We start from the raw sequence: 24469 nt of genomic DNA, 5'->3' as shown, positions 1-24469 counted from the left end.
GGACCGGTGCCCCGGCGGGGGGCCGGCCGGGCCGGCGGACTGCGGGCTACTCGTCGTGATCTGCGTAATGCTTCTCCTCGATGCCGATGTGGTTGTCGGTGATGGTGACGTACCGCCGGCTCATCAGCGGGCTTTCGCTCAGCGACTCGATGAGCTCGCTGTAGTGGTCGACGTCGTCGAATTGCACGAGGAAGAAGTTCGTGTGCCGGGACCCGAAGGCCGCGGCGCGGAACGGTCGGATCTCAAGAAACTGGGCGTGTTTTCCGAGAATGGGAAAGAGGTGTTCCGCTTCGAACGTGTCGCGTTCGGAGGGGCTCATGACGAACCACTCCGGTTCGAACCGGACGCCGAGAAACGCCGTGTACTTCATGGGACTTCTCCTTGGGGGCGGTTCCGTACGCCGTGGGCCGTGCCGGTGGTGCGGGGGCGCTCAGAAGTTGCCGAGGCCGCCGCAGACGTTGATGGCCTGTGCCGTCACCGAGGCGGCGGTGTCGCTGACCAGGTAGCCGACCATGCCCGCCACCTCGTCCACGGTGGAGTAGCGGCCGAGCGGGATCTTGGCCTGGAACCTTTCGAGGATGTCGTCCTCGGTGGTCTCCCACGCCGCCGCGTATCCCCTGCGCACGCGTTCGGCCATCGGCGTCTCCACATACCCCGGGCAGACGGCGTTCACGGTGATGCCGGTCTTCGCGAGCTCGTTTCCGAGGGACTTCGTGAACCCGACGACGCCGTGCTTGGACGCCGAGTAGGGCGAGGCCAGGACGACGCCCTGCTTCCCGGCGGTGGAGGCGATGTTGACGATCCGCCCCCAGTTCTTGTCCCGCAGGCCGCCGACGGAGAGCACGTCCCGCGTGACCCGGAAGACGCTGTTGAGGTTCGTGTCGATGACGGTGTGCCAGGCCTCGTCGGTGAGGTCGGCGGTCACGCCGCCGCCTCCGGTGCCCGCGTTGTTGACGAGTACGTCGATCGTGCCGAAGCGCTCGACGGCGGCGGTCACCATGGCGCGCACCTGCTCGGAGGAGCGGACGTCGCAGTCGATGCCGTCGGCGTCGTGGCCCGCGGCCCGCAGCTGCTCCACCGTCAGCTTCACGGAGTCGGCGCTGCGCGCACAGATGAAGACGCGATATCCGATACTGCCGAGATGGTGCGCGACGGCCAGACCGATACCACTGGTCGCCCCGGTGACGATTGCTGTCTTCCCGTTGCCCTGCGTCATTCCGTCTCCTCACGTGGGGTCAAAAGCGCATGACGGCAACACCGTTGGCGGGCATGGCCGGTGGCGTCGCAATGAAAAAGACCCCGGAGATCTCCGGGGTCTTTCGGGAAAGTCCTCACTCGCGGGGCTCGGGCTCGATCCGAGTCAGAATCGGCCGAGCGTCAGGATTCCAGGCGAGTGCTCAATTGGCACAGAATTTCCAATGTGATGTATATGTTCTTCACTCCAGGTCGAGTTGTCAAGGGGGGTCTTCGGCAGTCAAGTCTCCTCCGTGCGTGGGCTGCTGTCCCTAGCGGGCGACGTAGCCACCGTCCACGGGGAGGGCGACGCCGATGACGAAACCGGCCCCGGGGCTGCACAGCCACAGGACCGCCTGGGCGATTTCCTCCGCGGTGCCGAGCCGGTTGATGGGCTGGTTGGTCTCGGCCTCGGCGCGGTCGAGCTCCCCCTTGGCGATCATGTCGCTGACCATGGGGGTGTCGATGGTGCCGGGGCAGACGGCGTTGATGCGGATCCCGCGGGGGGTGTATTCGAGGGCCGCGCTGGTGGTCAGGCCGACGACTCCGTGTTTGGAGGCGTGGTAAGAGGCTCGGCCGGGGAGACCGACGAGGCCGCCGAGCGAGGAGCAGTTGACGATGGCGCCGCTGCCCTGCGCACGCATGTGCCGCAGCTCGTGCTTCGGAACGGATGGCGAGCCCCACGTTGGACGACGAACTGCTCAGCACGGAGGCCGGTGTGGACGCGGAGCCGGCGAAGCGCACGACGAGCGCGCCGAGCACCGGGGTCGCGGCAGATGAGCCGGACATCGACTGAGGACATCCGGATGAGATCACATCTCCACGCAGTGACGGGTGCCCGCTGCTTCTCCCCACGCCCTGGCCCGGCCCTGGAGCGGGCACTGCAGGAGCCATCGATGCGCCCTGGCGACACTCTTGATGCGTGTGCTCGACGATTCGGTCCTGCTCCGAATGACGAGGATGGCGTCCGCGCGGTGACCAGCCGGTAGGCGACGACGAAGCTGGTGCAGCCGGTGCTCAGGTCGGCCACGGAATCGACGGCCGGCGAGGAAGGCGCGATGAGGGCCGCGCGGGGACGTGCTCCGCTGACTGCACTCACCCGCAAGACATTGTGTGGCCCGCGCCACTTACTAAGTACTCAGTTAGTGTGCTTTCATGTCGCCGTGACAGGGATGAAACCCCGCCGTCATGAGCTGGAAGGGATCCCTCGGCCTCACCCTGATCTCTCGCTCCCCGGCGGCGGCCAGACCGGCATCGAAACCACCGACCTCCCGTAAGAGCCCGCCCCCGGCTCGTCGTCGTCTTCTGACGTCACCGGGCCATCGCCCCACGGCCGCTCGATGAACACTCCTTGGCGCAGCTCAGCCCCGTGTGCACCCCTATCGAGGCTCCGGCGTGTCCGCAGTACGCAATCGTGCGCGGGTGGGCCGGTGTACTGCCCTCCCGTCAGGTCGAATCGAAGGAGAGCCGCATCATGCCACCCAGAACTCCGGTCCGGGCTCGCGCCGCCGGCGCAGCCCTCGTCCTGGCCGTCGCCGGACTCGGCACCACCGGCACCGGCACCGCCCAGGCCGCCGCCCCCACCGCACAGGTGTGGATCACCACCCCGGACGGCGCGAAGAAGCTGGCTGCTGAAGGCAGCGTCCCGTTCACCGGCACGCCGCAGGCCATCGACATACGCATCGACACCGGCAGCAAGGGCCAGCAGTTCACCGGTGCCGGCGCCTCGGTCACCGAAGCCTCCGCCCACCTCATCCAGAGCCTGCCCCCCGACAAGCGCGCCGACCTGATGACCTCGCTGTTCTCCACCAGCGGGGGCATCGGGCTCAACTACCTGCGTCAGCCGCTCGGCAGCACCGACTTCAACGCCACGAACAGCTTCTACAGCTACGAGGACACCCAGGGACAGTTCTCCATCGCCCGGGACCGAGCAGAGATCATCCCGGTCCTCCAGCAGGCCACCGCGGTCAACCCGGCGATCCGCTTCATGGGCTCCCCGTGGTCGCCGCCCGCCTGGATGAAAACCGGTGGCTCGCTGGGCGGCGGCAGCCTGAGGACCGAGTACTACCAGCCCTACGCCGACTACCTGGTCAAGTCCATCAAGGCGTACAAGCAGCAGGGCATCACGCTCACCGACCTCACGGTCCAGAACGAGCCCGAGTTCGCCACCAGCTACCCGTCCATGTCGATGCCCTCCGCCGAGCAGGCCGAGTTCTTAAAGGTGCTCGACGCCACCTTGAGTGCCAACGGACTGTCGACGAACATCCTCGCGTACGACCACAACTGGGACCACCCGAACTACCCGCTGGATGTGTTCTCCCGCACGTCCGGCATCCAGCGCGTCATCGGCGCCGCCTTCCACTGCTACGGCGGCACCCCCGCCGCGCAGCAGCGGATCGTCGACGCCGGCAAGCGCGTCTTCTTCACCGAGTGCTCCGGCACCGACAGCGCGGACGCGTCCAGGACCTTCGGCGACACGCTCCAGTGGCACGCCGAGAACCTGGTCGTGCAGAACATGCGCAACGGCGGCGAGACCGTCATCAACTGGAACCTCGCCCTCGACCAGAACGGCGGCCCTCACCAGGGCCACTGCGGCAACCGCTGCAACGGCATCGTCGAGATCGCGAACGGCAACGTCACCCCCGGCGCCGAGTACTACGTCCTCGGCCACGTCACCAAGTTCATCAAGGTCGGCGCCACCCGCATCGGTTCCACCAGCCAGGGCAGCGGAGGCGTTCAGAACGTCGTCTTCGAAAACCCCGACGGCAACCGTGCGGCATTCGTCGTCAACACCGCCTCCCGTGCACAGCAGTTCTCCCTCACCGACAACGGCAAGTCCCTCGCCTACACCCTGCCCGCAGGTGCCGTCGCCACCTTCGTGTGGAACGGCACCGACGGCGATCCCACCGAGCCGCCCACCGGCACCATCGACCCGGCCGCCTGGTACCACGTCGCCGGCACCAACAGCGGCGCGTGCCTCGACGCGGCCGACTGGGGCACCGGCAACGGCACCGCGCTGCAGCAGTGGGCCTGCGGCACCGGAGCCAACCAGTCCTGGCAGTTCCGCCCCACCAGCGATGGCTTCTACCAGGTCGTCAACCGGCACAACAGCAAGGTCTGGGACGTCGACGGCGGTCCCGGTGCCACCGCCGACGGCACCAAGGTGCACCTGTGGAGCTACGAAAGCGGCACCAACCAGCAGTGGCGCCCCGAGCCCGTCGGCACCAACGGGCAGTACCGCTTCACGGCCCGCCACAGCGGCAAGTGCCTCACGGTCGACAACGGCTCCGCCGCCAACGGCGCTCGCCTGTCCCAGCAGCCCTGCACCAACTCAGCCGCCCAGACGTTCACTCTGGCCGACTGATCACGGTTGGCCGTTCGGGCCCGGTGTACAGCACCGGGCCCCATTCGGGGCATCCAGCCCATCCGCTCCCGCTTGCCCACCAACTGACGCAACGTCTACGCGCTACGTGAAGGCAAAGACGCGCTCAACTTGACCGATGGAGATGAGATCAAGCGCCGACGGCCCGGCCCAGCCTTGGGCGCTGGGAACTGTCGCTTCCATGGTCACGCCGTAAGCGCTGAGGAGATCGGCGGCGGCGCCCTGTGGCAGCAGTTTCCAGGCGGCGTGCAGTCTGAAATCAGGGCGTTGGCAGGGTGCCGCCACCGCGTCGAGCCTCGACTCGAAGACCTCCGTGAGCTTCGCCAACGGGGTGCTCGCTCCGGGTTCGTGGGGGCGTCTTCCGGCGCCGGTTGGTGCAAGGCGCGCAGGAAATGGGCCAGGGTGTCCACCGCTTGTCGATCGTTGCTGATCTCAGCGCCGTCCGCCGGTTCGCCGGGAACCCACGTCGCGATGACCCACGGCCTGGGAAAGCGTGGTGCCGGCTCGCTGAGGCGCTGGGGCGTCGGTACCGGCTCGCTCCACGCGTTCCTCCGAGTAGTAGTGCCGGGCTGAGAGCGTAAGAGGGCGAGGGCCCGCGCAGATTCCCTCTGCGCGGGCCCTCGCTGTGTGGGCTTCATACAGGCGGTTTCCGCAGGCGTGCGGTCAGGCAGGCCGTGTGGTGAGGATCGCGGCGGCGCCGGCGGGCAGTCGGTAGCTGTACGTCGTGCCGCCCCACGGGACGTCGAACGTAGCGGCTCCGCTACCGGAGTTGTACGTCACCTGCAGCTTGGTGCCGTCGGGCAGGGTCGCGTTCTTGCGCTGGAGGCCGGCGCTCGTGGCCGGGGGCGACGTGGTCTTGCCGTCGGAGGTGAGGACGGAGACGTCGTGGATGGACCACCAGCTGCCGGAGCTTGCCTTGTTGACCACTCGGATGTAGCGGGCGGTGGTGGTGGGCAGCAAGATCCGGCTCACGGTACTGCCGGGGCCGGTAGCGATCGGCTTGCCCCAGCTGGCGCCGTCGTCGGAGGCGTACACCTCGTACTGGCGGACGAAGTCGCCCGACGAGGCGCTCGTGTCCAGGACAAGTTGGTCGAAGGTCTGGGTCGAGCCGAGGTCGACTTGGAACCAGTCGCCCGGTTGCATGCCGTGTCCCAGGCTCCACCGGGTGGTCGCGTCGCCGTCGATGGCCTTGGAGGGCGGGTCGTCCGAGCTGCTCGCGGATGCCGATGCCTGCCAGCCGTCGCGGGACAGGGCGCTCTCGCCGGTGGGCGAGGTGAGGGACGCGCCGGCGGGCAGGGTGTAGCCGAGCCACCGGTCGCCGATGCGTACCTGGGGCTGCTGGGCGAGCAGTCCGCTGTCGTAGGTGATCAGTGCCTGGCTTCCGTCGGTGTTGCGGAAGGGTATGTCGACGGAGCCGATGGCGGCCGGGTCGCTGCTGCCGTGCTGGGTGCCGGTCCAGGTGAAGGTCGCGGCTGCTCCAGCGGCCAGGGTGTAGGTGAAGTGGCGGTCGCCCCAGCCGACGTTGAAGGTGCGTGCCGTGCCGCCGGAGTTGTAGGTGACCAGTGCCGTGGAGCCGTCGGGGTTGGTGAAGGCGACGTCTTCGACGTTGCCCTTGCCGAAGGTGTTGGAGGCGACCCGGCGGGCGCCGGGCTGGACGAACTTGCTGGCGTGCGCGAGCCCCCAGTAGTCGGCCGTCGGTGTGTAGGTCCAGGTGCCGTTCGTCTTCGGGGAGACGGTCACCACGGGGCGGCAGCCCTGGCAGCCGTTGTTGGTGGGCCCGCCGCCGGCGTCCAGGGCGATGTTCCAGCGGATGATGCTCTGGGCCCAGTTCCGTGGGCCGTTGATGACGTTGTCCATCACACCGGCGAAGGCACCCTGCTCGCCGCCCTCCCAGCTGCCGCCGGAGCACTCGCTCTGGAAGGCGGGCTTGCCCGGGTAGTCGTTGTGGACGACGGTCTGCGCCACCTCGTCTCCGGCGTAGCAGTGCCAGGCGGTGCCGGTGACGTCCGGGGCGGTCGCCGGGTCGGCGTAGAAGGACTCGGGGTAGCTGGTGACATCCCAGTTGTGGTCATAGCCCAGGATGCCGGTGGACAGGCCCTGCTTGCGCAGTGTCGGGGCGAGGTGGTCGGTGACGAAGGTCTTGGCCTCGTCCGCCGTCAGGCTCATGCTCGGGTAGCTGGACGTGTTGTGCAACGGCTCGTTCTGCGGGGTGACGTAGCGCACCGGGACGCCGGCTGCCGCGTACGCCTTGAGGAACTTCGCGAAGTAGTCGGCGTACGGCTGGTAGGCGTCCGGCTTGAGTCGGCCGCCGTTCATCGAGTCGCCGGTCTTCATCCATCCCGGCGGGCTCCACGGGGTGGCCATGAGGGTCAGCTGCGGGTTGATCTTCCGGGCCTGCTTCAGCAGGGGGATGGTGTACGACCGGTCGTGGTCGATGGTGAAGTTGGCCAGGGTGGGGTCTGCCTGGCCGGCGGGCATGTCGTCGTAGGAGTAGTTGCCGCTCGCGGTGAAGTCGGTGGCGGCCATCGGCTGGCGCAGGAAGCTCAGGCCGATGCCGTCGCGGCGGCTGAACAGGTCGCGCATCAGCGCGTTCCGCTGATCGGCGCTGAGCTTGGTGCCGACCAACCAGGCGGAGGAGTCGGTGAAGGAGGCCCCGAAGCCTGTCATCGGCTGGTACTTGCGGGTGGTGTCCACGGTGATCGTCGAGCCGGCGGAGCCGGAGGGTGCGGGTCCGGTCTTCCAGGTCACCGGCGACTGCTGGGACAGGTACGTCTTGGTGGACGGGTTGGTGAGCCAGACCGACGCCTTGCTGAGGGCGGTGCCGGCGAAGGCCGGTGTGGCCGACGGGAGGACGGGGAGCGTGGCGATCAGGGTCGCGGTGGCTGCCAGGGCGGTCCGGCGCCATTGCCGGGTGGTGCGGTTCATGGTGCTGCTCCTTGCGGGCATGACGGCCGTGCACGGCGGCTCGCGTGCATGACGTGGGTGGTAGGAAACCGGCGCGTGGGGGCCGGGTAAGGGCGCCGGAGCTGGGGTCACTTCAGGCCGGTGGTGGCGATTCCGGCGACGAAGTGGCGCTGGAAGAGCAGGAAGACGACGGTCACCGGGAGCAGGACGACGACGGCACCGGCGAGCAGGATGCCGAAGCGGGTGAAGTCCTGCCCGCTGCTGGCCAGGGCGAGGCCGACGGGGAGGGTGTACTGGCTCTCGTTCTGGGCGACGACCAGCGGCCACAGGAAGTTGTTCCAGGAACCGAGGAAGGTGATGATCCCGAGGGTGGCGAGGGCCGGCCTGGTCAGCGGCAGGATGATCTTCCAGAAGATGGCCAGTTCGCGGCAGCCGTCGACGCGGGCGGCGTCGATGAGTTCGTCGGGCAGGGTGGAGATGAACTGCCGCATCAGGAACACCCCGAAGGGGGTGGCCAGGAACGGCAGGATCAGCCCGAGCAGGGAGCCGGTCAGCTGCATGTTGGCCACCAGCACGTACAGCGGTACGAAGGTGACGAGCCCCGGGACCATGAGAGTCGCGATGACCACGGTGAACACGGCGCGCTGTCCACGGAACTCGAGCTTGGCCAGGGCGTAGCCGAGCATCGAGCAGAAGATCAGGTTCCCCGCCGTGACGGCCAGGGCCACGATCACGGAGTTGGCGAACATCCTCGTGAAGTCCAGGCTGCCGAACAGTTCCTGGAAGTTGGTGAGCGTGGGCCTGGTGGGGATGAGGTCGGGCGGGATCCTGCGGATGTCCGCCTCGGGCTTGAACGCCCCGGACAGCATCCACAGGAACGGTGTGACCATCAGCAGCAGGAGGCCGGTGAGCGGCAGGTACAGCCACGGCCGGCCCCACTCCTGCCGGATGCGGCGACGCCGTACGGACCTTTGTACAGCGGGAGCGAGAGGTGTGGTGCTCATGGGGCATCAGTCCTTGTCGCGCAGCACGCGGAACTGCAGCACGGTCAGCGCGATGATGAGAACGAAGACGACGTAGCCGGCGGCCGAGGCGACGTCGTAGTTGCCGTTGCCGAACTGCTTGTAGGCGTACAACGTGGTCGACAGGGTGGAGTCCAGCGGTCCGCCGTCGGTCATGACGAACGGCTCGTCGAAGAACTGCAGGTAGCCGATGCCGGTGGTGACGGCGGTGAGGAGGAGGGCCGGGCGCAGGAGGGGGAAGGTGACCCGCCAGAACCGCTGCCAGGGCCCGGCGCCGTCGAGTTCGGCCGCCTCCATCAGGGAGTGGGGCACGGACTGCAGACCCGCCAGCATGATGATCATGACGGTGCCGAGGTTGCGCCACACGGCCATGAGGATCATGACGGGCAGGGCGAACCGGGTGTCGGCCAGCCAGGCCGGGCCGTCGATCCCGAACCAGGCCAGGACGGTGTTCACCAGGCCCGCGTGGGGCTCGAGGAGGGTCTTCCACACCACGGCGACGGCCACGATGCTGGTGATCACCGGCAGGTAGAAGCCGACCCGGAAGACGGCTCTGAAGCGCCTGATGCCGCTGTTGAGGGCGACGGCGGCGGCGAGCCCGGCGGCCAGTGTCAGGGGCAGAGCCACCAGGACGAACACGGCCGTGTTGCGCAGGGCGGTGAAGAACTGCGGGTCCTCGAAGAGCCGTATGTAGTTGTCGAGGCCGACGAACGACACGTTCAGCGGGGTGCGCAGGTCGGCGCTCTTGGTGTCGGTCAGGCTCATCAGCGTCGACCAGACGACCGGCAGCAGCATGAAGGCGAGGAACAGGGCGAGGAACGGGGCGGCGAGGATCCACGCGGCGCGGGTCTGGCGGCCTTGCGCGGGGCGCCGCGGCGAGGAGGTGCGGCGGCGCACCGCCGGCTGTTTGCCGGCGGTGTCGCGCTCCTCGGTGCCCTGCCCGGCGATGGTGTTCGTGGACATGGTGGTCATCCGTCCGTACGAGGGATGCGGGCGGCGGCGCTTCAGCGGCCGGTGCCGATGCTGGTGGCCTTGGACTGCAAGGTCTTCTGCACCTCGGCGACGCCGGCCTTGCCGTAGGCGAGCTTCTCCAACTCGGAATCGATGGCGTCGGCTATCTGCTGCCAGGTGGTGATCGCCGGCGGGGCCTTGGTGACCTTCAGCTGGCTCTCGAAGGCCGCCATCTTCGGGTTCTCGGCCAGGTCGTCCTCCGACCAGGACTGAACGGCGGCGGGCAGGTTGCCGGACGCCTCCCCGTAGGCGGCCAGGTTCTTCGGCTCGGTGAGGAACCGGACGAACTTCCACGCCGCGTCGGAGTTCTTGGCCTCCTTGAAGACCGCCAGGTCACTTCCTCCGGCCAGCCCGGCCGACCGCGTGCCCTTCGGCAGCGGCATGGTCTGCCACTTGCTGTCCAGCTCAGGAGCGTTCTTGTGGAGGTCGCCGCCGGTGCTGGCGCCCTGCTGCACGGTGCCGATCAGCCCGTTCTGGATGTTCACGCGGGCGTCGGTCTTGTCGTTCGGCGACAGCTTGTCCTTGAAGATGCCGCTGTAGTACTCCAGGGCCTTGGTGACCGCGGGCGAGTCGAAGGTGAACTTCTTCGCTTCGGCGTCGTAGATGTCACCGCCCTGCTGCCACACCATCGGCAGCCAGAACAGCCAGGAGTTGAAGCCGACCTGCAGCTGGGTGGCGTTGCGCAGCTTGGGGTTCTGCTTGCCCGCGGTGGCCTGGATGGCCTTGAGGTCCTTCAGGTAGCCGTCCCAGTCGTCGGCCGGGGCACCCTTGATGCCTGCCTTCGTGGTGATGTCGGTCCGGTAGTAGATCACCGAGGTGTCGGCGGTGAACGGGACGCCATAGGAGGTGTCCTTGTACTTCGTGGTGTCCCACTGGCCGGGAAAGAAGTCGGACGACTTGAACGAGGCCGGCGTGGCCTGGAAGCCCTTCATGGCGGCCATCTCGGCCATCCAGGTGGAGCCGATCAGGGACATGTCCGGGGTGTTGCCACCGGCGATCGAGGTGGTCAGCTTCTCGTGCGCGGCGTCCCACGGCACCGCGGTGATCTGGACCTTCACGTCCGGGTTCTGCTGCTCGAACTTCTTCGCGAGGCTCTGCAGGTCCTTGTCGGCCTTGTCGCCCATGGACCACATGACCAGCTTGCCCTTGGCCTTGCCGCTGCTGATCTTCGCCGGGCCGTTGTCGGCGGCCGAGTCGGCGCTGCGGCCGCAGCCGGTGGCCAGCAGGGCCGCCGTGACGGTCGCGCAGGCGATCTGGAGGGTTCTGGCGGTGGGACGGAGGGTGCTCATCGTTGCGGCTCCTTGCGATCGTGCTGAACAGGGCGCGGGGGGTGAGTGGGGCAAAAGGGGCTGACCGTCCGGACGGGTCAGACTGCGGGGTGCAGGCGGCCGTCGTCGACGGTCACCTCGGCGGTGAGACGCGGGTCACGGCTGGAGCGTCCGACGTGGAGGCGGTACCGGCCGGGCGGAGTAAGCCACGCGCGAGCCTGACTGTCCCAGATCTGGAAGGTGCGGGCGGGGACGTGCACCTCGGCTGTGACGCGGGCGCCCGGTGCCGCCTGGACCGCGGCGAAGCCGGCGAGCAGGCGCACCGGCCTGTCGGAGCCGTCCTGCGGCGGCTCCAGATAGACCTGGACGACCTCACGGCCGGCCCATGGGCCGGTGTTGGCCAGTGCCACGGTCAGGTTGAGCCCGTCTCCGCCCGCGGGGCTGGGCAGAACGGCGGAGACGGGAGCTGGGGAGAAGGTCACGGACTCGTACGTCCACCGGGCCCAGCCCAGACCGTGGCCGAACGGGAACGCCGGGACGAGCCCCGCGCGGTCCCAGGCCCGGTGGCCGACGTGGACGCCCTCGGTGTAGTCCACGATGCCGTCAAGTGGGCGGGCATCGGGGACCGGGACGTCCTCGGCGCGGGCGGGCAGGGTCCACGGCAGGCGGCCCGACGGCTCGCTACGGCCGAGCAGGACGTCGGCCAGTGCGTGGCCGGCCTCCTGGCCCGGCAGCCATGCCCACAGCAGGGCGGGGGCCTCGTCGGCCCAGGGCAGCAGCACCGGTGCGCCGGCGTTGACTACCACGATGGTGCGCGGGTTGGCGGCGATCACCTTGCGGACCAGGTCGTTCTGGTGGCCGGGCAGGTCCAGGCCGGTGCGGTCCCAGCCCTCGGACTCGACCTCCTCGTTGGTGCCCACCACGACGACGGCCAGGTCGGCCGCCTGGGCAGCGGCGGCGGCTTCGGCGATCTCCTCGTACGGCGTCGGCCCGGGCGGAGCGTGCCGCAGCTGAGCGGTGACGAAGCGGCCGTAGCCGCCGGCGTCCACGACGGTGAGGTCCAGGGCGAGCGCGAGCCTGCGGCCTTCCGGTCCCACCTCGACGTCGATCCCCCGCAGGGGCGGGTGGTTGTGGCTGGACTCCAGCACCAGCTCCACACCTCGGCCGTCGTCTCCGGCCAGGACCTCCTCACCGTCCACGTGCACGCTGAAGCGCCCCGAACAGCCGAACTCCAGACGGTGCGTCCCCGGTTCGGTGAGGATCAGCACCGTGCGCAGCAGCACCCGACGGGTCTTTGAGCCGAAGCCGTCGTACGTGGTCCAGTCCCCGGTGGCGCGGACCTCGCCGCCGATCCGGTTGCCGTCGGCGTCCAGGTGGTCGGCGCGCACGCCCCTCTCGCGGGTGTCGGGATCGGCGAGCAGTTCGGCGGAGGCGTACGGCAGGCGCAGGCGGGCGTCACCGCCCCGGTGCACGGTCAGCCGGACGTCCTCGGGGAGCGCGGCACGCAGCCCTTCCTCGAACGACACGGTGCGCACCGCCGGGACGTAGGCGCTGCCCCCGCCCTGGAGGTACGGCGCCACGGCGTTGGGACCGATCAGCGCGACGCTGCGGATGCCGTCCGGCGTCAGGGGCAGCAGGTCTTCCTGGTTGCGGAGCAGCACGGTGCCCCGGGCGGCGACTTCGCGCAGCAGCCGGAACTCCTCCTCAGCGGGCTGTGCCGGTACGGGCGCCGGCCCCGGCTCGTCGAGCCGGCCGACGTGCCGGGCCAGCCGCAGCAGCCGCAGCACCTTGTCGTCGACGAGCCGCTCGTCCACCTCGCCCGCGCGCACGGCCGCCGCGAGAGCGTCACCCCACGGACCGTCGGGGCCGGGCATCACCAGATCCAGACCACCGACCGCCGAGGCCACGGTGGACCGGGTCGCGGCCCAGTCGCTGACCACGGGGCCGGAGAAAGCCCACTCGCCCTTCAGCACCTCGCGCAGCAACCGCGCGTTCTCGGTCATCGGCGCCGACTCGGTCCCGTCGTCCAGGCCCGAGTACGCGGCCATCACGCTCCACGGCTCGGCTTCGGAGAGGACCTGCTCGAAGGGGGCCAGGTAGACCTCCCGCAGCGTCCGCTCGTCCAGCCGGGCGCGGTAGCGGGTGCGGTCGGTCTCGGAGTCGTTGGCCACGAAGTGCTTCAGGCACGCGGCCACGCCCCGGCTCTGCAGGCCGCGAACGACGGCGGCGGCCAAGGTGCCGGTGAGCAGCGGGTCCTCGGAGAAGTACTCGAAGTGGCGCCCGGCGACCGGGGTGCGCTGGAGGTTGACCACCGGCGCCAGCACCACGTCGACGCCCTTGCGGCGGGCCTCCGTGGCGAACAGCTCACCCAGGCGCTCGGCGAGGTCGGTGTCCCAGGCCGCCGCGAGCGCACTCGGCGCGGGGGCCAGCAGGCCGGTCTCGGCGGGGTCGTCGCCGGTCCCCCGTACCCCCTGCGGACCGTCGGACATCGTCACCGCGGACAGCCCGAGCCGGGGCTCGACCGGGAGTCTCCACAGGTCGGCGCCGGTCAGCAGGCGGAGCTTGGAGTCCAGGTCCAGGCCGTGGACTCGGTCACGGAGCTCGGTGTCATCAGGGAGGGCAGGGCGGCTCATGCTCGTCCTTCCAGGCCGCGATGCGGCACGAAGCGGGCGGAACGGAGAGCAGGAAAGCACACTTACTAAGTACTTGGTAAGTGCTTGTGCGTAAGTTCTTTCTCAGGTTTGATCGGAGGGTGACCACTGATCGACAGCCCCGTAGACTCCGCACGATGAGCGAGAGCACGCCGAACGGGGAGCGGCAGCCCCGCGCAGGGAAGAGCCTCAAAGCCCAGCAGCGACGGCAGGAAATCCTGCAGATCGCCATGGACACCTTCGCCGCCCGCGGCTACAACAACGCCTCCCTGCAAGAGATCGCCGACCGTGCCGGCGTCACGCAGGCCGGCGTCCTGCACTACTTCCGCTCCAAGGCCCAGCTGCTCACCAGCGTCCTGGCACTCCGCGACGAAACCGACATCGAACAGCTCGGCAGCGAACGCCCCCGGGGCCTGGCCTTCCTGCGCCACCTGGTCGACACAGCCCACCGCAACGCCGAACGGGAAGGCATCGTCCGGCTGTACGCTGTCCTGTCGGCGGAGAGCGTCACCGAGGGCCACCCCGCCCAGGAGTACTTCCGCGACCGCTACGCGGGACTGCGCATCTTCGTCACCGAGGCACTCGCCGAAGCATGCGACCTCGGCGAGATCCGAGCCGACTCGAACCTCGAACACACGGCCAACGCGATCATCGCCGTCATGGACGGCCTCCAGGTCCAGTGGCTGCTCGCCCCCGACTCGGTCGACATGGCCGCCTCCACCGACCGCGTCATCACGGCACTCCTGGCAGACCTCACCGACAGCCGCCCCTGATCTCGAGCACCGCTCGACTCCCCGGCTCTGCGACCGCCAGAAGTGCGCGATCCTGGCTTGCGCGTACTTGAACGGCTTGAGCGACCGGTCACGGTCCGCGGACTCTTCCGAGACGACCTCGACCACCAGCGTGACCTCTTCAGGCGCGTACCGGGTGAGGTCGGGGTCGTAAGCGGCGGTGGAGACCAGGATGTCGGGCTCCGGGCGGCTCTTGTTGTCGAGACGGACGGTCATCTCCCGCTCGTTCTTCCGGCGGCCCTCGTTGCAGGGTCTTGCGCTGGCCGGGCGCCAGCCGGCCAGGTGCTTCACGACCGCAGTTGTAAAGAAGGGTGGCGGTGCTCGCGATGGACCGAAGGCGGTTGCGGTCTCAGCAAGGGTGTCGTGCTTGCGCAGGTATGCGAGAGCCACAAGGGCACGCTGGTGCGGCGGCAGTTTGCAGCGGAAGTCACTCTCACGGGTGATGATGAGCATCGTGACCCATTCGACCAAGGTATGAGGGAGGTCGAGTGCGGCAGGATAGGGAATCTACGGGCTCCTAGGTCGGCAAGTCGAGGCTTCGAACACCACGCCCAACGGCTCAGGAGCTCTGTGAGTCGCGGGCACCCAGGCCGTCACCGGATCGATGCCACTCTGCAAGGCTCACCGGGACGACCAGCACCGGCCGTGACGGCTCCGACCCTCCTCTCCTTGTCACAAAACGGTGTCAACGCGGATCCGGGGACTCCTGTGGAGTGGAGGCACCCCGGAAAAGCCCCCGATACTTCGTCAGTAACGCATGACTTGCCAGGGATTAGGGGGGTGCAAGGCGGTGCAGAGCAGCGGGTCGTTCGAGACGTCCGTGGTCGGGACGTCCCAGGAGACAGCCCGTCAGCTTGTCCGTTTCATCGCGGGTCACCGTGAGCGGGAGACGTCCTGGCCTGTCGAGCATCTCCGGGCGACGGCTCCGTTCGTGGTGCTGATGCAGCGCCGGATCGCCATCCTCTCGTCAGCCGCCGCCGAACGGCAGGAAAGGATCGTCGACGGAGGTCCGGGTGCGGAGCTCGGGTCGTGGCTGTCGGAAGCGGCACTCGAGTCCGGCGACGTGGCGCTGGCACAGCTTCTGGACTGGTCGTCGAAAGCCTGGGAGGGGCGCGGCCGTACTGATCTGTTCCGTACGGTCCAGGCTCTCCCAGCGCCTTTGACACACCAGTTAGCGGAGACGGTGGACGGCACGTCGTCCGCGGCCCTGCTGAACTCCCTCGGTTCCGGCCTGCTGAGGAAGCAGGCCGAGAAGCTGCGCGATCTCACCCAGAGTTTGGCGGGGACCGACCGCGCCGTCACCCAAGGCCTGTTCGTCCAGCCGGTCGCCAACCTGCTCAGCGACGTGGCCGATGGCCGACTGGACGACCACGGGCTGTTGTCCAACAGCCCGGAGGAGTTGGTCGCCGGGGTCGTACGTTTCCAGCAGGACCAGCAGTCCTTCCGCCATCGGCAGTTGGTGAAGGCCACGACCGAGGTGGTCGCGCAGGTTGAGCGGTTGCTGGAACTGGCGGACGCCTTTCCCTGGGAAGCGCCGCGGATTCCCCGCCCGGAGGACCTGTTCGGGGCCGGCCTCGACGCGACGCTCGCGCCCGTGCTGACGGCGGCGCTGGACTACGCAGAAATCGACTCGCCGCGTACGGGCGACGGAGCTCCCCTCCTGCCGTTTCTGGCGCAGCGGGTCCTCGAGATGGCCGATCCGCTCGCCCGCCCCCGGGTAGCCCTGGTGGTCCGGCATTCCGGCATCCCTCGTCATGTGCTGAACGAGGCCTTGGCGCCTCTGGAAAGACTCCGGGAACAGGCACAGGCTCTGGCGTCTCCCGGCGAAGGACCGGGTTCCGAGGATCTGCTCCCCCTGCGCTCCCTCGTCATGGAGGCACTGGCACGCGGGGATCTGGAGGATGCCGAGCAGGGGATCGACATGCTCGCCGAGGCTCGGGAGGAGATGGATCTCGCCCGCCGGCTCGAGACGTGCCGTGAGGCGCTGAGCGATCAGACCGAAGAAGACCTGGATCTGCGAACCGCCGAAAGATACCTCAACGACAGGGACTTGCGTGCGGCCTCGCGCTACCTGGAGGCCGTTGAGCAGCGCCTCGGCCGGTCGGCGCCCCGGGAGACGGGGCTGGCCGCAGGCCAGGACGGCGGACCTGCCGGAACACCGCCGCCCCCCGTTGAGGATTCTGTTCCGTCGGGGACGACGTCCGCGTACCACGGAACCGTTGCGGGAAGCTCTCTCGACACCCGTCTGCGGTTCTCCGACATGGTCGTCGACGATCCGAGCGAGGCCCTGAGGACGCGGATCCTGGCCAGCAGGCGTTTCGACGCCACCCCGGCGATAGTGGCCGAGGCTCAGCAGGCCCTGAACCAACTCGCGCAGTCCGGCGACGACGAGGCGGTGCACCGCACTGCTCGGCAGCTGCTGCAGGTCGACCCCCGGGCAGCCGCCGAACTGCTGGAACGCTCCGAGCTGCGGTTCGCGGCCGCGCTGCGCCCGATGACCTGGCATCTGCTGGAACAGGCGCTCCAGTCCTGCGGCGAGTACACCCGGGCCGAGAAGGTCTTCCACCTCGGCCATCCGCCTCTGCCGCCCGAGGACCTCTCCTTGCATGCCGCCAAGGCCGGGGGCCTCCCTCTGGAACCACGACTGGGCAAGATCCCCCGTTCGTTCGCCGAGAGACCCGACATGGCGGAACTGGTCGACGCCGTCGCCCTCCACGATGCGCCGCAGGCGGCCCGTGCCTACGCCCAGGCCCGGGCGGCGGGATTCACCTCGGCCCTGGGGCCCGCCGTGGGATGGCATGTGTTGGCCGGACGCCCGGCTGAAGGACTGGACGTCTACCGCCGTTACGGGCGCCGCCAGTACCTCAACGCGTCCGCGGCCTGGAACATCGCCTGCGCGTACGCGGCGGTCGGTCTAGTGGGCCACGCCGTGGAGTCCCTCAAGGTCATGTACCGGATCCTGCCCGGGAAGATGTCCCGCGAGCAGCTGGACTCCGTGACCTCGTTCTGTGCCCAGCACAGTGTCCAGTCGCCTTTGGCGGCGGCCGCTCCGCAGCAGACTGTCCAGCACTCGGCCGGCGGCAGCCAGACCAGCGAGTCGCTGGCCAAGCATCTGTACGAGTCGGGGCGGGCGGAGGATGCGGCCCGTCTGCTGGAACAGGTGCTCGGCGAGAACGCTTCGTCGCCAGGGGCCTTTCTCATGCTGCGCATCTGCCGGGAGTCGGGGGACCTGGCGCGCGCGCGGGCGGTGATCACCCGGATCGCCGAGACGCCGGGCGCGCTCGTCTGGCGGCATTACGTCGAGCTGGCCCGTACGGCGCTCGATCCGCGGTGCCTCGACACCCTCGTCGCACGGAATGTGCTGAACCAGGCGCGTGCCCTGGGAGCGCCGGACACATGGACCGGTCCTCTGGAGCAGCGCCTCCGCGCGATGACCGACTCGGGTGGTTCGTCGCCCGCTGGTGGGCCGGGGGTCGTGACGACGGGGACCGGTGACCCGAACAACGGTCACGGGGAAACCCTCGTCTTCCGGACCCTAGAGGACAGGCTCCGCGTCGGCGGTCTGCTGGACGCGCTGTGGGAGGCCCGTGCCACGTCCGGACAGGGGGGCATCACGATCTCCGACATCGTGTCGGGGCTCCGGAACACTCAGACACCGATTCCGGACGGACTTCCCTTTGCGGTTCTCCTCGAGGACGTGGAGGGGACAGGCGACGACTACCTGGTACGTGAGGTGTCCTACTGGCTGCTCGACGGCGGCCGGGCAAGGGAAGCGGCCGAACTCCTGCAGAGGTGCGTGTCATGGACGCCACCGGAAAAGCTTCCCCGGATGCTGCTGCTCCGTGACCGGGCGGCGCGTGAAGCCGGGATGCCGAACGAGCTCCTGCCCAAGAGGCCACCGCGCACGCGGGAGGCGGGACCGCAACAGCCGACCGCCCGGCGAGAACTGAGGCCCAGGACCGCGGCCATCAGCGGTCCGGTGGCCACCGAGCCCGGTATCCGTCTGGCCCAGCAGCCACCGCCCGGATCAACCCTCGACTACATCGCCGACGCGTGGGCGGCGGCAGTCCGTGATCATCCAGTCGCCCTCGCGAACGCGCTGGGCTACCTGGTCCTGGCCGGACGCCCGGAAGACGCTCTGCACCTGCACGATCAGTGGGCCGACACCTTGTGGCTCACGGCCGGAGCGGCCTGGAACCTGGGATGCGCCTATGCGGCCACAGGCCGGCTGCACGCCGCCGCCACGACCTTCGAATACTGTCTGCGCGTGCTGCCCCGTCAGCCGTCGCCGGATCAGCAGGCCGCCCTCGACGACCTCTTCACGGAGATCGGCCGTAAGGTTCCCCAGCAGACGGGGCTGGTTCCTGTCCGACGGCGCACCATCGCGCAGCCGGACGATGTGCGGGGCAGCGCCTCCTCACGTCCGGCCTCGTCGTCCCCTTCCGTCCAGCACCGGCTTCTCGCCGAGGCGGAGGTCGAGGCGGCCCGTCTGATCGCGCAATGCCGCAGCGCCCCGAGTGTCAGCGCCTTCCGCACCGCGGCCGACGCGGTGCGGAAGGCGATGCGCCTGGGTGGCGTCCAGGAGGCCGGGCGTTATGTGCCGATCATGCGGGAACTGTTCTCCCTCACGCCGGATGCCGCCACGGCGGCCGGCCTGGCGATGGTCCTGGAGGCAGCACAGCGTCCGGTCCCCGCCTGGGAACTCCTGACGGAATGGATCGAGAGGACACAGGCGAACTTCGAGCTGCTCGCCCCGGCGGTACGCGTGGCGAGGGCGCTCGGGCGTGCACAGGAGCTGCGTGCCCTCTTGGAGCCCTATCACTCCAACGACGCTCACTTCGAGTTCCATCTCTCCCTGGCGAAGCTCTCCCAGCAGTTGGGAGCCCGGGAGGACCTGGGCCGCTATGCCGAACTGGCGCTGATGAGCAACCCGACCTGTGCCGAGGCCGCGATCCTGCGCAAAGCAGCCGGCCCTCTCCCTTCCCCGGGCCGGGCCGCCGACCGGGTAGTGCGGGACATCGTCGACCAGGGTCTGGACCGGCGGCAGACCGTGCGCAGGCTCAAGAAGGAGTACACACCCACCCTGGACGACCTCCGGGTACGGGCGCTGGCAAGGTTCCAGCCCCCGACGAGCCCGACGGCCCTGAGGAACCAGCTTCCCGGCTGGGCGAAGGAGGAGGCGCAGGATCTGCTGGAAGCGGCGGCGGACGAGGAATGGGAGCTCGCCTCGGACCACGCCCTAGAGCTCGTCGCCAGGAAGCCCCGCTACGCGCGCGTCTCAACGGTGGCCGCTGTCTGCCTGATCAACGCGGAGCGGGACGAGGAGGCCCGTACGGTCGCGTCGCTAATCGGTTCCCGGCGGGACCGACAGGTGGTCCTCGTGTACCTTGCCTGCGCCCGTCGTGACTACGCCGAGGCGGTGAGACTGCTCTCCGTCTCACCTGTCTGGTACTCCGACCAGGACCAGCTGCTCGCCCATGCCGGACTGCTCGCCGACCGCGAGATGGCTGACATGCCCGTCGCCGCGGTGGAACTGCTGCTGCTGCACGCACGGCTGGACCCCCGGCGCAGTTCCACACCGGCCGCGCTGGCGGCCGTCCTCGCGGACGAGGCGGGGGAGAAGTCACTGGTGGCCCAGGCGCTGGACCTGCTGCGCCAGCCGACCCCACCACCTGGTGACGTCCTGGTCGACACCGCGCTCGCGGCCGGCACACCCGAGGCCCTGAACAGCGGCGTCCAGCCGTTGACCGAGGCGCAGCTGCAGCGTGTGTACGAGTTTCTCGAGGACGATCCCGTCCGCCTGCACAAGTTCCTGAGCGGCAAGGTGCAGCGCTCGCCGGGCAGAGCGGCACAGAAGGAAGTCACGACGCGGGCCTTGCTGCTCGGGACGTTCTGTGCGCGCCGAGGACAGTACCGGACCGCAGTCGTCGCCTTCGAGCGAGCGCTGAAGGGTGGAGCGCCTTACCACACGGTCTGCTCCCGGCTGGCCGGCGCCTTCGAAGAGGCGGGTCTGCCGGACCCGCACCCCTACGCCGACCAGATTCTGGCCGGGCGGGCTGTCGCCGAAGCGGCGGCGGAGCCGTCCGAGAAGCTCGCGTCTCTGGTGTCGGCGACGAAGGAACTGCTGAGGAGTCCGAAGCTCGGAGACCACCTCAAGGAAGTCGGCGACGCGCTGGCCGAGTGCGCAGTGGGCCTCGACGCGGCAGTGAGCCGAAGCCTCGCCAGGTGCTGGCAGCGGCAGTGGCAGCAGTTCCAGGCTCGGCCGACGAGCAGAGCGTCGGCGGAGACGCTCGCAGACCACACAGCCGAGACCGAGAACCAGATTCGCACGGGAGAGGCGCTGATCCCGGATCTCTCCGAGCCGCTCGGCGTCCACGCCAAGGCGACGCAGGACGCGCTGCGCGCGGTGTGGGACAACTACGGCCGCGAACAGCTGCTGTCGGGTGCGACGTCGTCCGAAGGCTCCGTCACCCTGCGGCGATCCACCGCGACACGGCTCGGCAACGGGCCGGTCGAGCTCCAGCTCGTCGTGCGCGCGGGCCGGGATCTGCGTGACACGAAGGTCACGGTGCTCGGCCACGAGAGGTCTCTCGGGGAGCTGAAGGCGTCGAACACCGTCGGCTGCTTCCTCGCGGTCCCCGCCTCCGACCGCGAACTCACCGTCGAGGTCTCCGGGACGCCGGCCAACGGGGACGAGACGGAAACGGCGCTGTTCACCGTGCAGGTGAAGCAGCTCGTGCGTCAGGAAGCAGTCGTGTCCAAGTTCCGGCCGGGCGAACCGGCAGTGCCGGGCATGTTCGTCGGACGCACGAGCGAGCTCGAACGTCTGCGCACCGTGTACGCGGATGCTTACCGGCACTCGGTGCCGTCACTCGTCATGATGGGCTCTCGGCGAGCCGGCAAGACATCGATCATCCATGAACTGATGCGCATGCACAGCGGGGCAGGCGGCGAGCTGCTGGCGCCGGCGGAATGGCGCATTCCCCGCGCCCTCACCGTTCTGGTCGACGGACAGGAGACGAATCCGGGGTCGGCCCCGATGCTTCAGCAGATCGCCAACTCGGTTCTGGACCGGATCGAGGACGTGTACGGCCGCGACCTGAGCGGCGTGGAGCTTCCCGGGGACAACAGTGTGAACTTCCGCCGCTGGTGGCGGCGCCTGCGCCGCGAGGTGTGGCCGAACGAGGAGATCGCTCTGCTGATCGTCGTCGACGAGTTCCAGGAGCTGCTGAACCGCTATCCGAACGCTCAGGCCAAGGCGAACGACATGGGCGTTCTGCGCGCGCTGAAGCTCGACGGAACTCTGGCTCTGCTCTTCAGCGGCTCCTGCACCACCGAACAGTTGCGCCAGTCCCTCGAAGGCACGCTGTCACAGCAGGACTTCTCCCAGCCCATGCGCATCGGTCCGTTGGACCGTCAGGCGACCCTGCAGATCGTTCACCAGGGCTTCGACAACACTGTCCAGGTGCTCGCCTCTGCCGCCGAGCTCGTCTACGACAAGACACGGGGTCATCCTCAGCACGTCCACATGATGGGCAAGAGGCTCGCCGAGCTGCTGGAGCAGCTGAATCGTACGGTCATCGACGAACAGCTCGTGGACGAGGCCGGCGAGTGGGTCAGGAGGCAGCGTCAAGCCGTGCTGGACATCGCGGACCCCTACGCGAGCGGCGCCCGGATCCCGGACCTGTTCTTCAAGATCGACAGCGAACTGGACACCGATCCGGACGAACTGCAGGTGCGCCGTGCCCTGTCGGAGGAGGAACGGCGGCAGCTGGACGACTACCTGGACTACGGATTGCTGGTCCTCGAGGGCAACTGCCTTTCCTGGGCGAATGGAATCGTGCAGGGATGGCTCAAGGAGCAGAGCGGCCCTCCGGAGGACGACCCGGACGGGATGCATCCGCATGAGCGGGAGCTGCGCACTGCCGGCTACCAGGTGCAGGATCGCATCTCTCCGTCCGACAAGCGGTCCTGCGTGGCCGTGCACCGGGACGATCCGTCGACCAAGTACATCGCCAAGTACTACCCCGAAGCGGATCGCAACGTGCTGCGCGAGATCGCGAAGGTGCTCGGCGGCGACGCATACGAACAGATGCAGGGAGTCCCTTCGCGCTGGGAAGTCCGGGGAAGCTGGCTCGTCCACGAGCGGGTCAACGGATTCTCACTGGGCGGTCACCTTGTTTCGACCCCGTCCATCGATCCGGTGAAAGCCGCTCGTTGGGTGCTGATGGCATGCTGGACACTCCAGAATGTGTGGGAGAACCAGCGCATGTCGCACGGGGACATCCGCCCCGCCAACCTGATCCTGTCCGGCGACGCGCAGAACGACAATCGAGAGGTGTTCGTGGTCGGCTGGGGGTACGGGTGCGTGAGTGCGGGACCCGAACCCCGCCCGCTGCTGACACCGCAAGGTTCGCGCTACTACCGGTCGGCGATGGGGGACGGCGACATCCGGGGGCCCGAGCACGACGCCCTCGCACTGGTGGCCGTGCTGTACGAACTGGTCCACCCCGAGCACCGGTTGCCGCTGAAGCCGGACCATTCCGTGGACGCGGAGGCGCTGGTCCGCGACGACCTACCGGGGGTTCCGCCGGCCCTGCAGTTTCTGTTGAAGGATGCCCTGCACCCGCTTTCAGCCCGCCGGTACCGATCCCCGTCAGATCTGGCAGAAGCACTGATCAACGCGCTTCCGGCCGAACTCGGTCCGCAGGAGGCGCCTCCAGGCCCGAGCGAGGTTCATGTGAACGAACACGCTTTGAAGGCAATGCCGGTCTTTCCCTCACCATCTCCGCCACCGGTCATCAACTACGTCACCGCCTCAGCCCGTACCATCCAGGAGGAATCCATGACTGACAGCAGCATCAAGATCGATCGTTCCACCCTGCAGGGAAATGCGATCGGCCACAAGAGCAAGGCCAAAGTCACCAATACATCGTCCCTCGGTCCAGAGGCGACCGCTGAGAAGCAGGACCTGGGCACGCTGGTCGCCGAACTCCGGGCGGAGATCGAGCGGATCCATGACCAGATGGACGAGGGCGACGCGGACGACGTGGCGACCACGCTCGAGCGGCTCGAGGACGAGGTGCAGAACGAGCAGCCGAACCCCGGCAGGATCGCCCGACTCGCTGGCTTCCTGCGCGACACGCTTGAGACGGTCGCTGGAGCCGCCACGGCATTCACGGCTGCCACACAGATCGTCGACGCTGTCAGCGGCTGACGCTCTCCCGGCGCCGCAGGCGGCTGGTCAACAGCCGCCACAGCTCGGTGCGCCGCCTGACCGTCGGCCAGGACGACGGTCAGCCACGCCTCCACCACCCGCACCTCCACCCGCTGCCGCTCGCCCTGGCACGGTAGCGGCGGGGGGGACCGCGGTGAGGTAGGAGTCGTCGGGCAGCGGGCGGCGCACCGTCGGGTGCCGCTTGCGGGTGGAGCGCATCACGAATCGGGCGCCGGTGTCCTGCACGGCCTGAAGGAAGTCGACCGCGTCGTAGTAGGAGTCGGTCGGCAGGAGCATCGATGCCTCCAGACGTCCCAGCAGGCGTTGAGGGGAAGAGCACCTTGCTCCAGTGGTGCGCCAAGGCGGTGAAAGGCTTGGGGGACCGCCGCCGGCTGCGAGGACCATCTGGCGTTCTGCGTTCGAGGGCGAGCTGCTCCAGCACCTCCTCTCGCAGGTACTGGCACAGCGGAGCGATAGACGACACCAACTGGCCAATAGTGGTGAGGGGTCGGGGCTGCCACCCGAGAAATTCCCGCAGCAGAGCCCGAAACGCCGCCCCGTCGGCTTCGCTGGTACGCAACCGACTGCCGGACCGGTACAGATCACCTTCGAGCCGAACCGTGCGGAGGGGCCGCGAACCGCCTCGGTACAGGCACCAGATGTGACCATTGCTGTACAGCACGTTGGGCAGCCGGCGCATCAGCTCCCACTGCTCCCGGTCCCGCTTCGTGAAGCCGTCGGGCGTGACGTCGTGCCCAGGCGCCTTCAGTTCCAGGAAGCCGGTGATGCGCCCCGATGTCTCCACCGCGTAGTCCGGACGCACCCGGGCCTCTGGCAAGGGATACTCAGGATGAAGGCGAGGACTCTCCTCCGGCATCTTGTCCCCCTCCAAGCTGTGGACTCGGACGGTGGATCACCGCAGGCACAGCTTGTTGGAGGCGAAGGGACCGGCTCAGTGCGCGCGAGGGGCACGGACAGCGCGTTCCGTGA

General features: G+C 68.7%; 12 protein-coding genes and 4 pseudogenes. 4 read left to right on the top strand and 12 right to left on the bottom strand.

Translation table 11 applies throughout. The features are described 5' to 3' along the window. Positions 1-46: 46 nt before the first annotated feature. The 3 genes and pseudogenes from ACIBNA_RS17565 to ACIBNA_RS17555 all read right to left on the bottom strand — a co-directional run. Positions 47-370, bottom strand: coding sequence for a darcynin family protein (locus ACIBNA_RS17565; RefSeq protein ID WP_399166087.1), 324 nt, complete (start codon positions 368-370; stop codon positions 47-49). A 60-nt stretch (positions 371-430) separates the two neighbouring features. Beyond that, positions 431-1216, bottom strand: coding sequence for a 3-oxoacyl-ACP reductase FabG (gene fabG, locus ACIBNA_RS17560; RefSeq protein WP_399166086.1), 786 nt, complete (start codon positions 1214-1216; stop codon positions 431-433). A gap of 289 nt (positions 1217-1505) precedes the next feature. Then, positions 1506-1895 (bottom strand): annotated as a pseudogene (locus tag ACIBNA_RS17555) (SDR family oxidoreductase); the annotation flags it as partial. An 8-nt stretch (positions 1896-1903) separates the two neighbouring features. Here ACIBNA_RS17555 and ACIBNA_RS17550 point away from each other — a divergent pair. Next, the gene (locus tag ACIBNA_RS17550) at positions 1904-2029 is read left to right on the top strand and encodes a hypothetical protein (protein WP_399166085.1); all 126 of its coding nucleotides are present in this window, start codon (positions 1904-1906) and stop codon (positions 2027-2029) included. 678 nt (positions 2030-2707) lie between these two features. Continuing rightward, the gene (locus ACIBNA_RS17545) at positions 2708-4597 is read left to right on the top strand and encodes an RICIN domain-containing protein (RefSeq protein WP_399166084.1); all 1890 of its coding nucleotides are present in this window, start codon (positions 2708-2710) and stop codon (positions 4595-4597) included. Between the two features lie 102 nt (positions 4598-4699). Here ACIBNA_RS17545 and ACIBNA_RS17540 read toward each other — a convergent pair whose 3' ends face one another. The 7 genes and pseudogenes from ACIBNA_RS17540 to ACIBNA_RS17510 form a co-directional block, all read right to left on the bottom strand. Further along, entirely contained in the window at positions 4700-4942 is a 243-nt protein-coding gene (locus ACIBNA_RS17540; protein ID WP_399166209.1) for a hypothetical protein, read from the bottom strand. Between the two features lie 2 nt (positions 4943-4944). Beyond that, positions 4945-5253: pseudogene (locus tag ACIBNA_RS17535) on the bottom strand (phosphotransferase); the annotation flags it as partial. 25 nt (positions 5254-5278) lie between these two features. Further along, the gene (locus ACIBNA_RS17530) at positions 5279-7540 is read right to left on the bottom strand and encodes a discoidin domain-containing protein (RefSeq protein ID WP_399166083.1); all 2262 of its coding nucleotides are present in this window, start codon (positions 7538-7540) and stop codon (positions 5279-5281) included. Between the two features lie 107 nt (positions 7541-7647). Beyond that, entirely contained in the window at positions 7648-8523 is an 876-nt protein-coding gene (locus tag ACIBNA_RS17525) for a carbohydrate ABC transporter permease (RefSeq protein WP_399166082.1), read from the bottom strand. A gap of 6 nt (positions 8524-8529) precedes the next feature. Next, positions 8530-9513 carry a carbohydrate ABC transporter permease gene (locus ACIBNA_RS17520; RefSeq protein WP_399166081.1) on the bottom strand — a complete coding sequence of 328 codons (984 nt, stop codon included), beginning with the start codon at positions 9511-9513 and terminating at the stop codon, positions 8530-8532. A 32-nt stretch (positions 9514-9545) separates the two neighbouring features. Then, complete coding sequence (locus tag ACIBNA_RS17515; RefSeq protein WP_399166080.1) at positions 9546-10841, bottom strand: extracellular solute-binding protein; 1296 nt, start codon at positions 10839-10841, stop codon at positions 9546-9548. Positions 10842-10918: 77 nt separating this feature from the next. Next, on the bottom strand, positions 10919-13453 hold the full coding sequence (locus tag ACIBNA_RS17510; protein WP_399166079.1) for a beta-glucosidase: 2535 nt from the start codon (positions 13451-13453) through the stop codon (positions 10919-10921). 155 nt (positions 13454-13608) lie between these two features. On the opposite strand from ACIBNA_RS17510, the gene ACIBNA_RS17505 reads away from it, so the two are divergent. Next, a complete protein-coding gene (locus ACIBNA_RS17505; RefSeq protein ID WP_399166078.1) occupies positions 13609-14244 on the top strand; it encodes a TetR/AcrR family transcriptional regulator in 636 nt (211 codons plus the stop codon). A 36-nt stretch (positions 14245-14280) separates the two neighbouring features. Here the strand turns inward: ACIBNA_RS17505 and ACIBNA_RS17500 are convergent. Further along, positions 14281-14523: pseudogene (locus ACIBNA_RS17500) on the bottom strand (Uma2 family endonuclease); the annotation flags it as partial. Further along, a pseudogene (locus tag ACIBNA_RS17495) lies at positions 14471-14715 on the bottom strand (IS5/IS1182 family transposase); the annotation flags it as partial. The pseudogenes ACIBNA_RS17500 and ACIBNA_RS17495, both read right to left, overlap by 53 nt. A gap of 337 nt (positions 14716-15052) precedes the next feature. Here ACIBNA_RS17495 and ACIBNA_RS17490 point away from each other — a divergent pair. Continuing rightward, the gene (locus ACIBNA_RS17490; protein WP_399166077.1) at positions 15053-23479 is read left to right on the top strand and encodes a hypothetical protein; all 8427 of its coding nucleotides are present in this window, start codon (positions 15053-15055) and stop codon (positions 23477-23479) included. The last annotated feature ends 990 nt before the right edge of the window (positions 23480-24469 follow it).

Source organism: Streptomyces sp. NPDC050164, assembly GCF_044459945.1.
Classification (GTDB): domain Bacteria; phylum Actinomycetota; class Actinomycetes; order Streptomycetales; family Streptomycetaceae; genus Streptomyces; species Streptomyces coeruleorubidus_A.
This window is presented reverse-complemented; position numbering and strand designations above follow the sequence as displayed.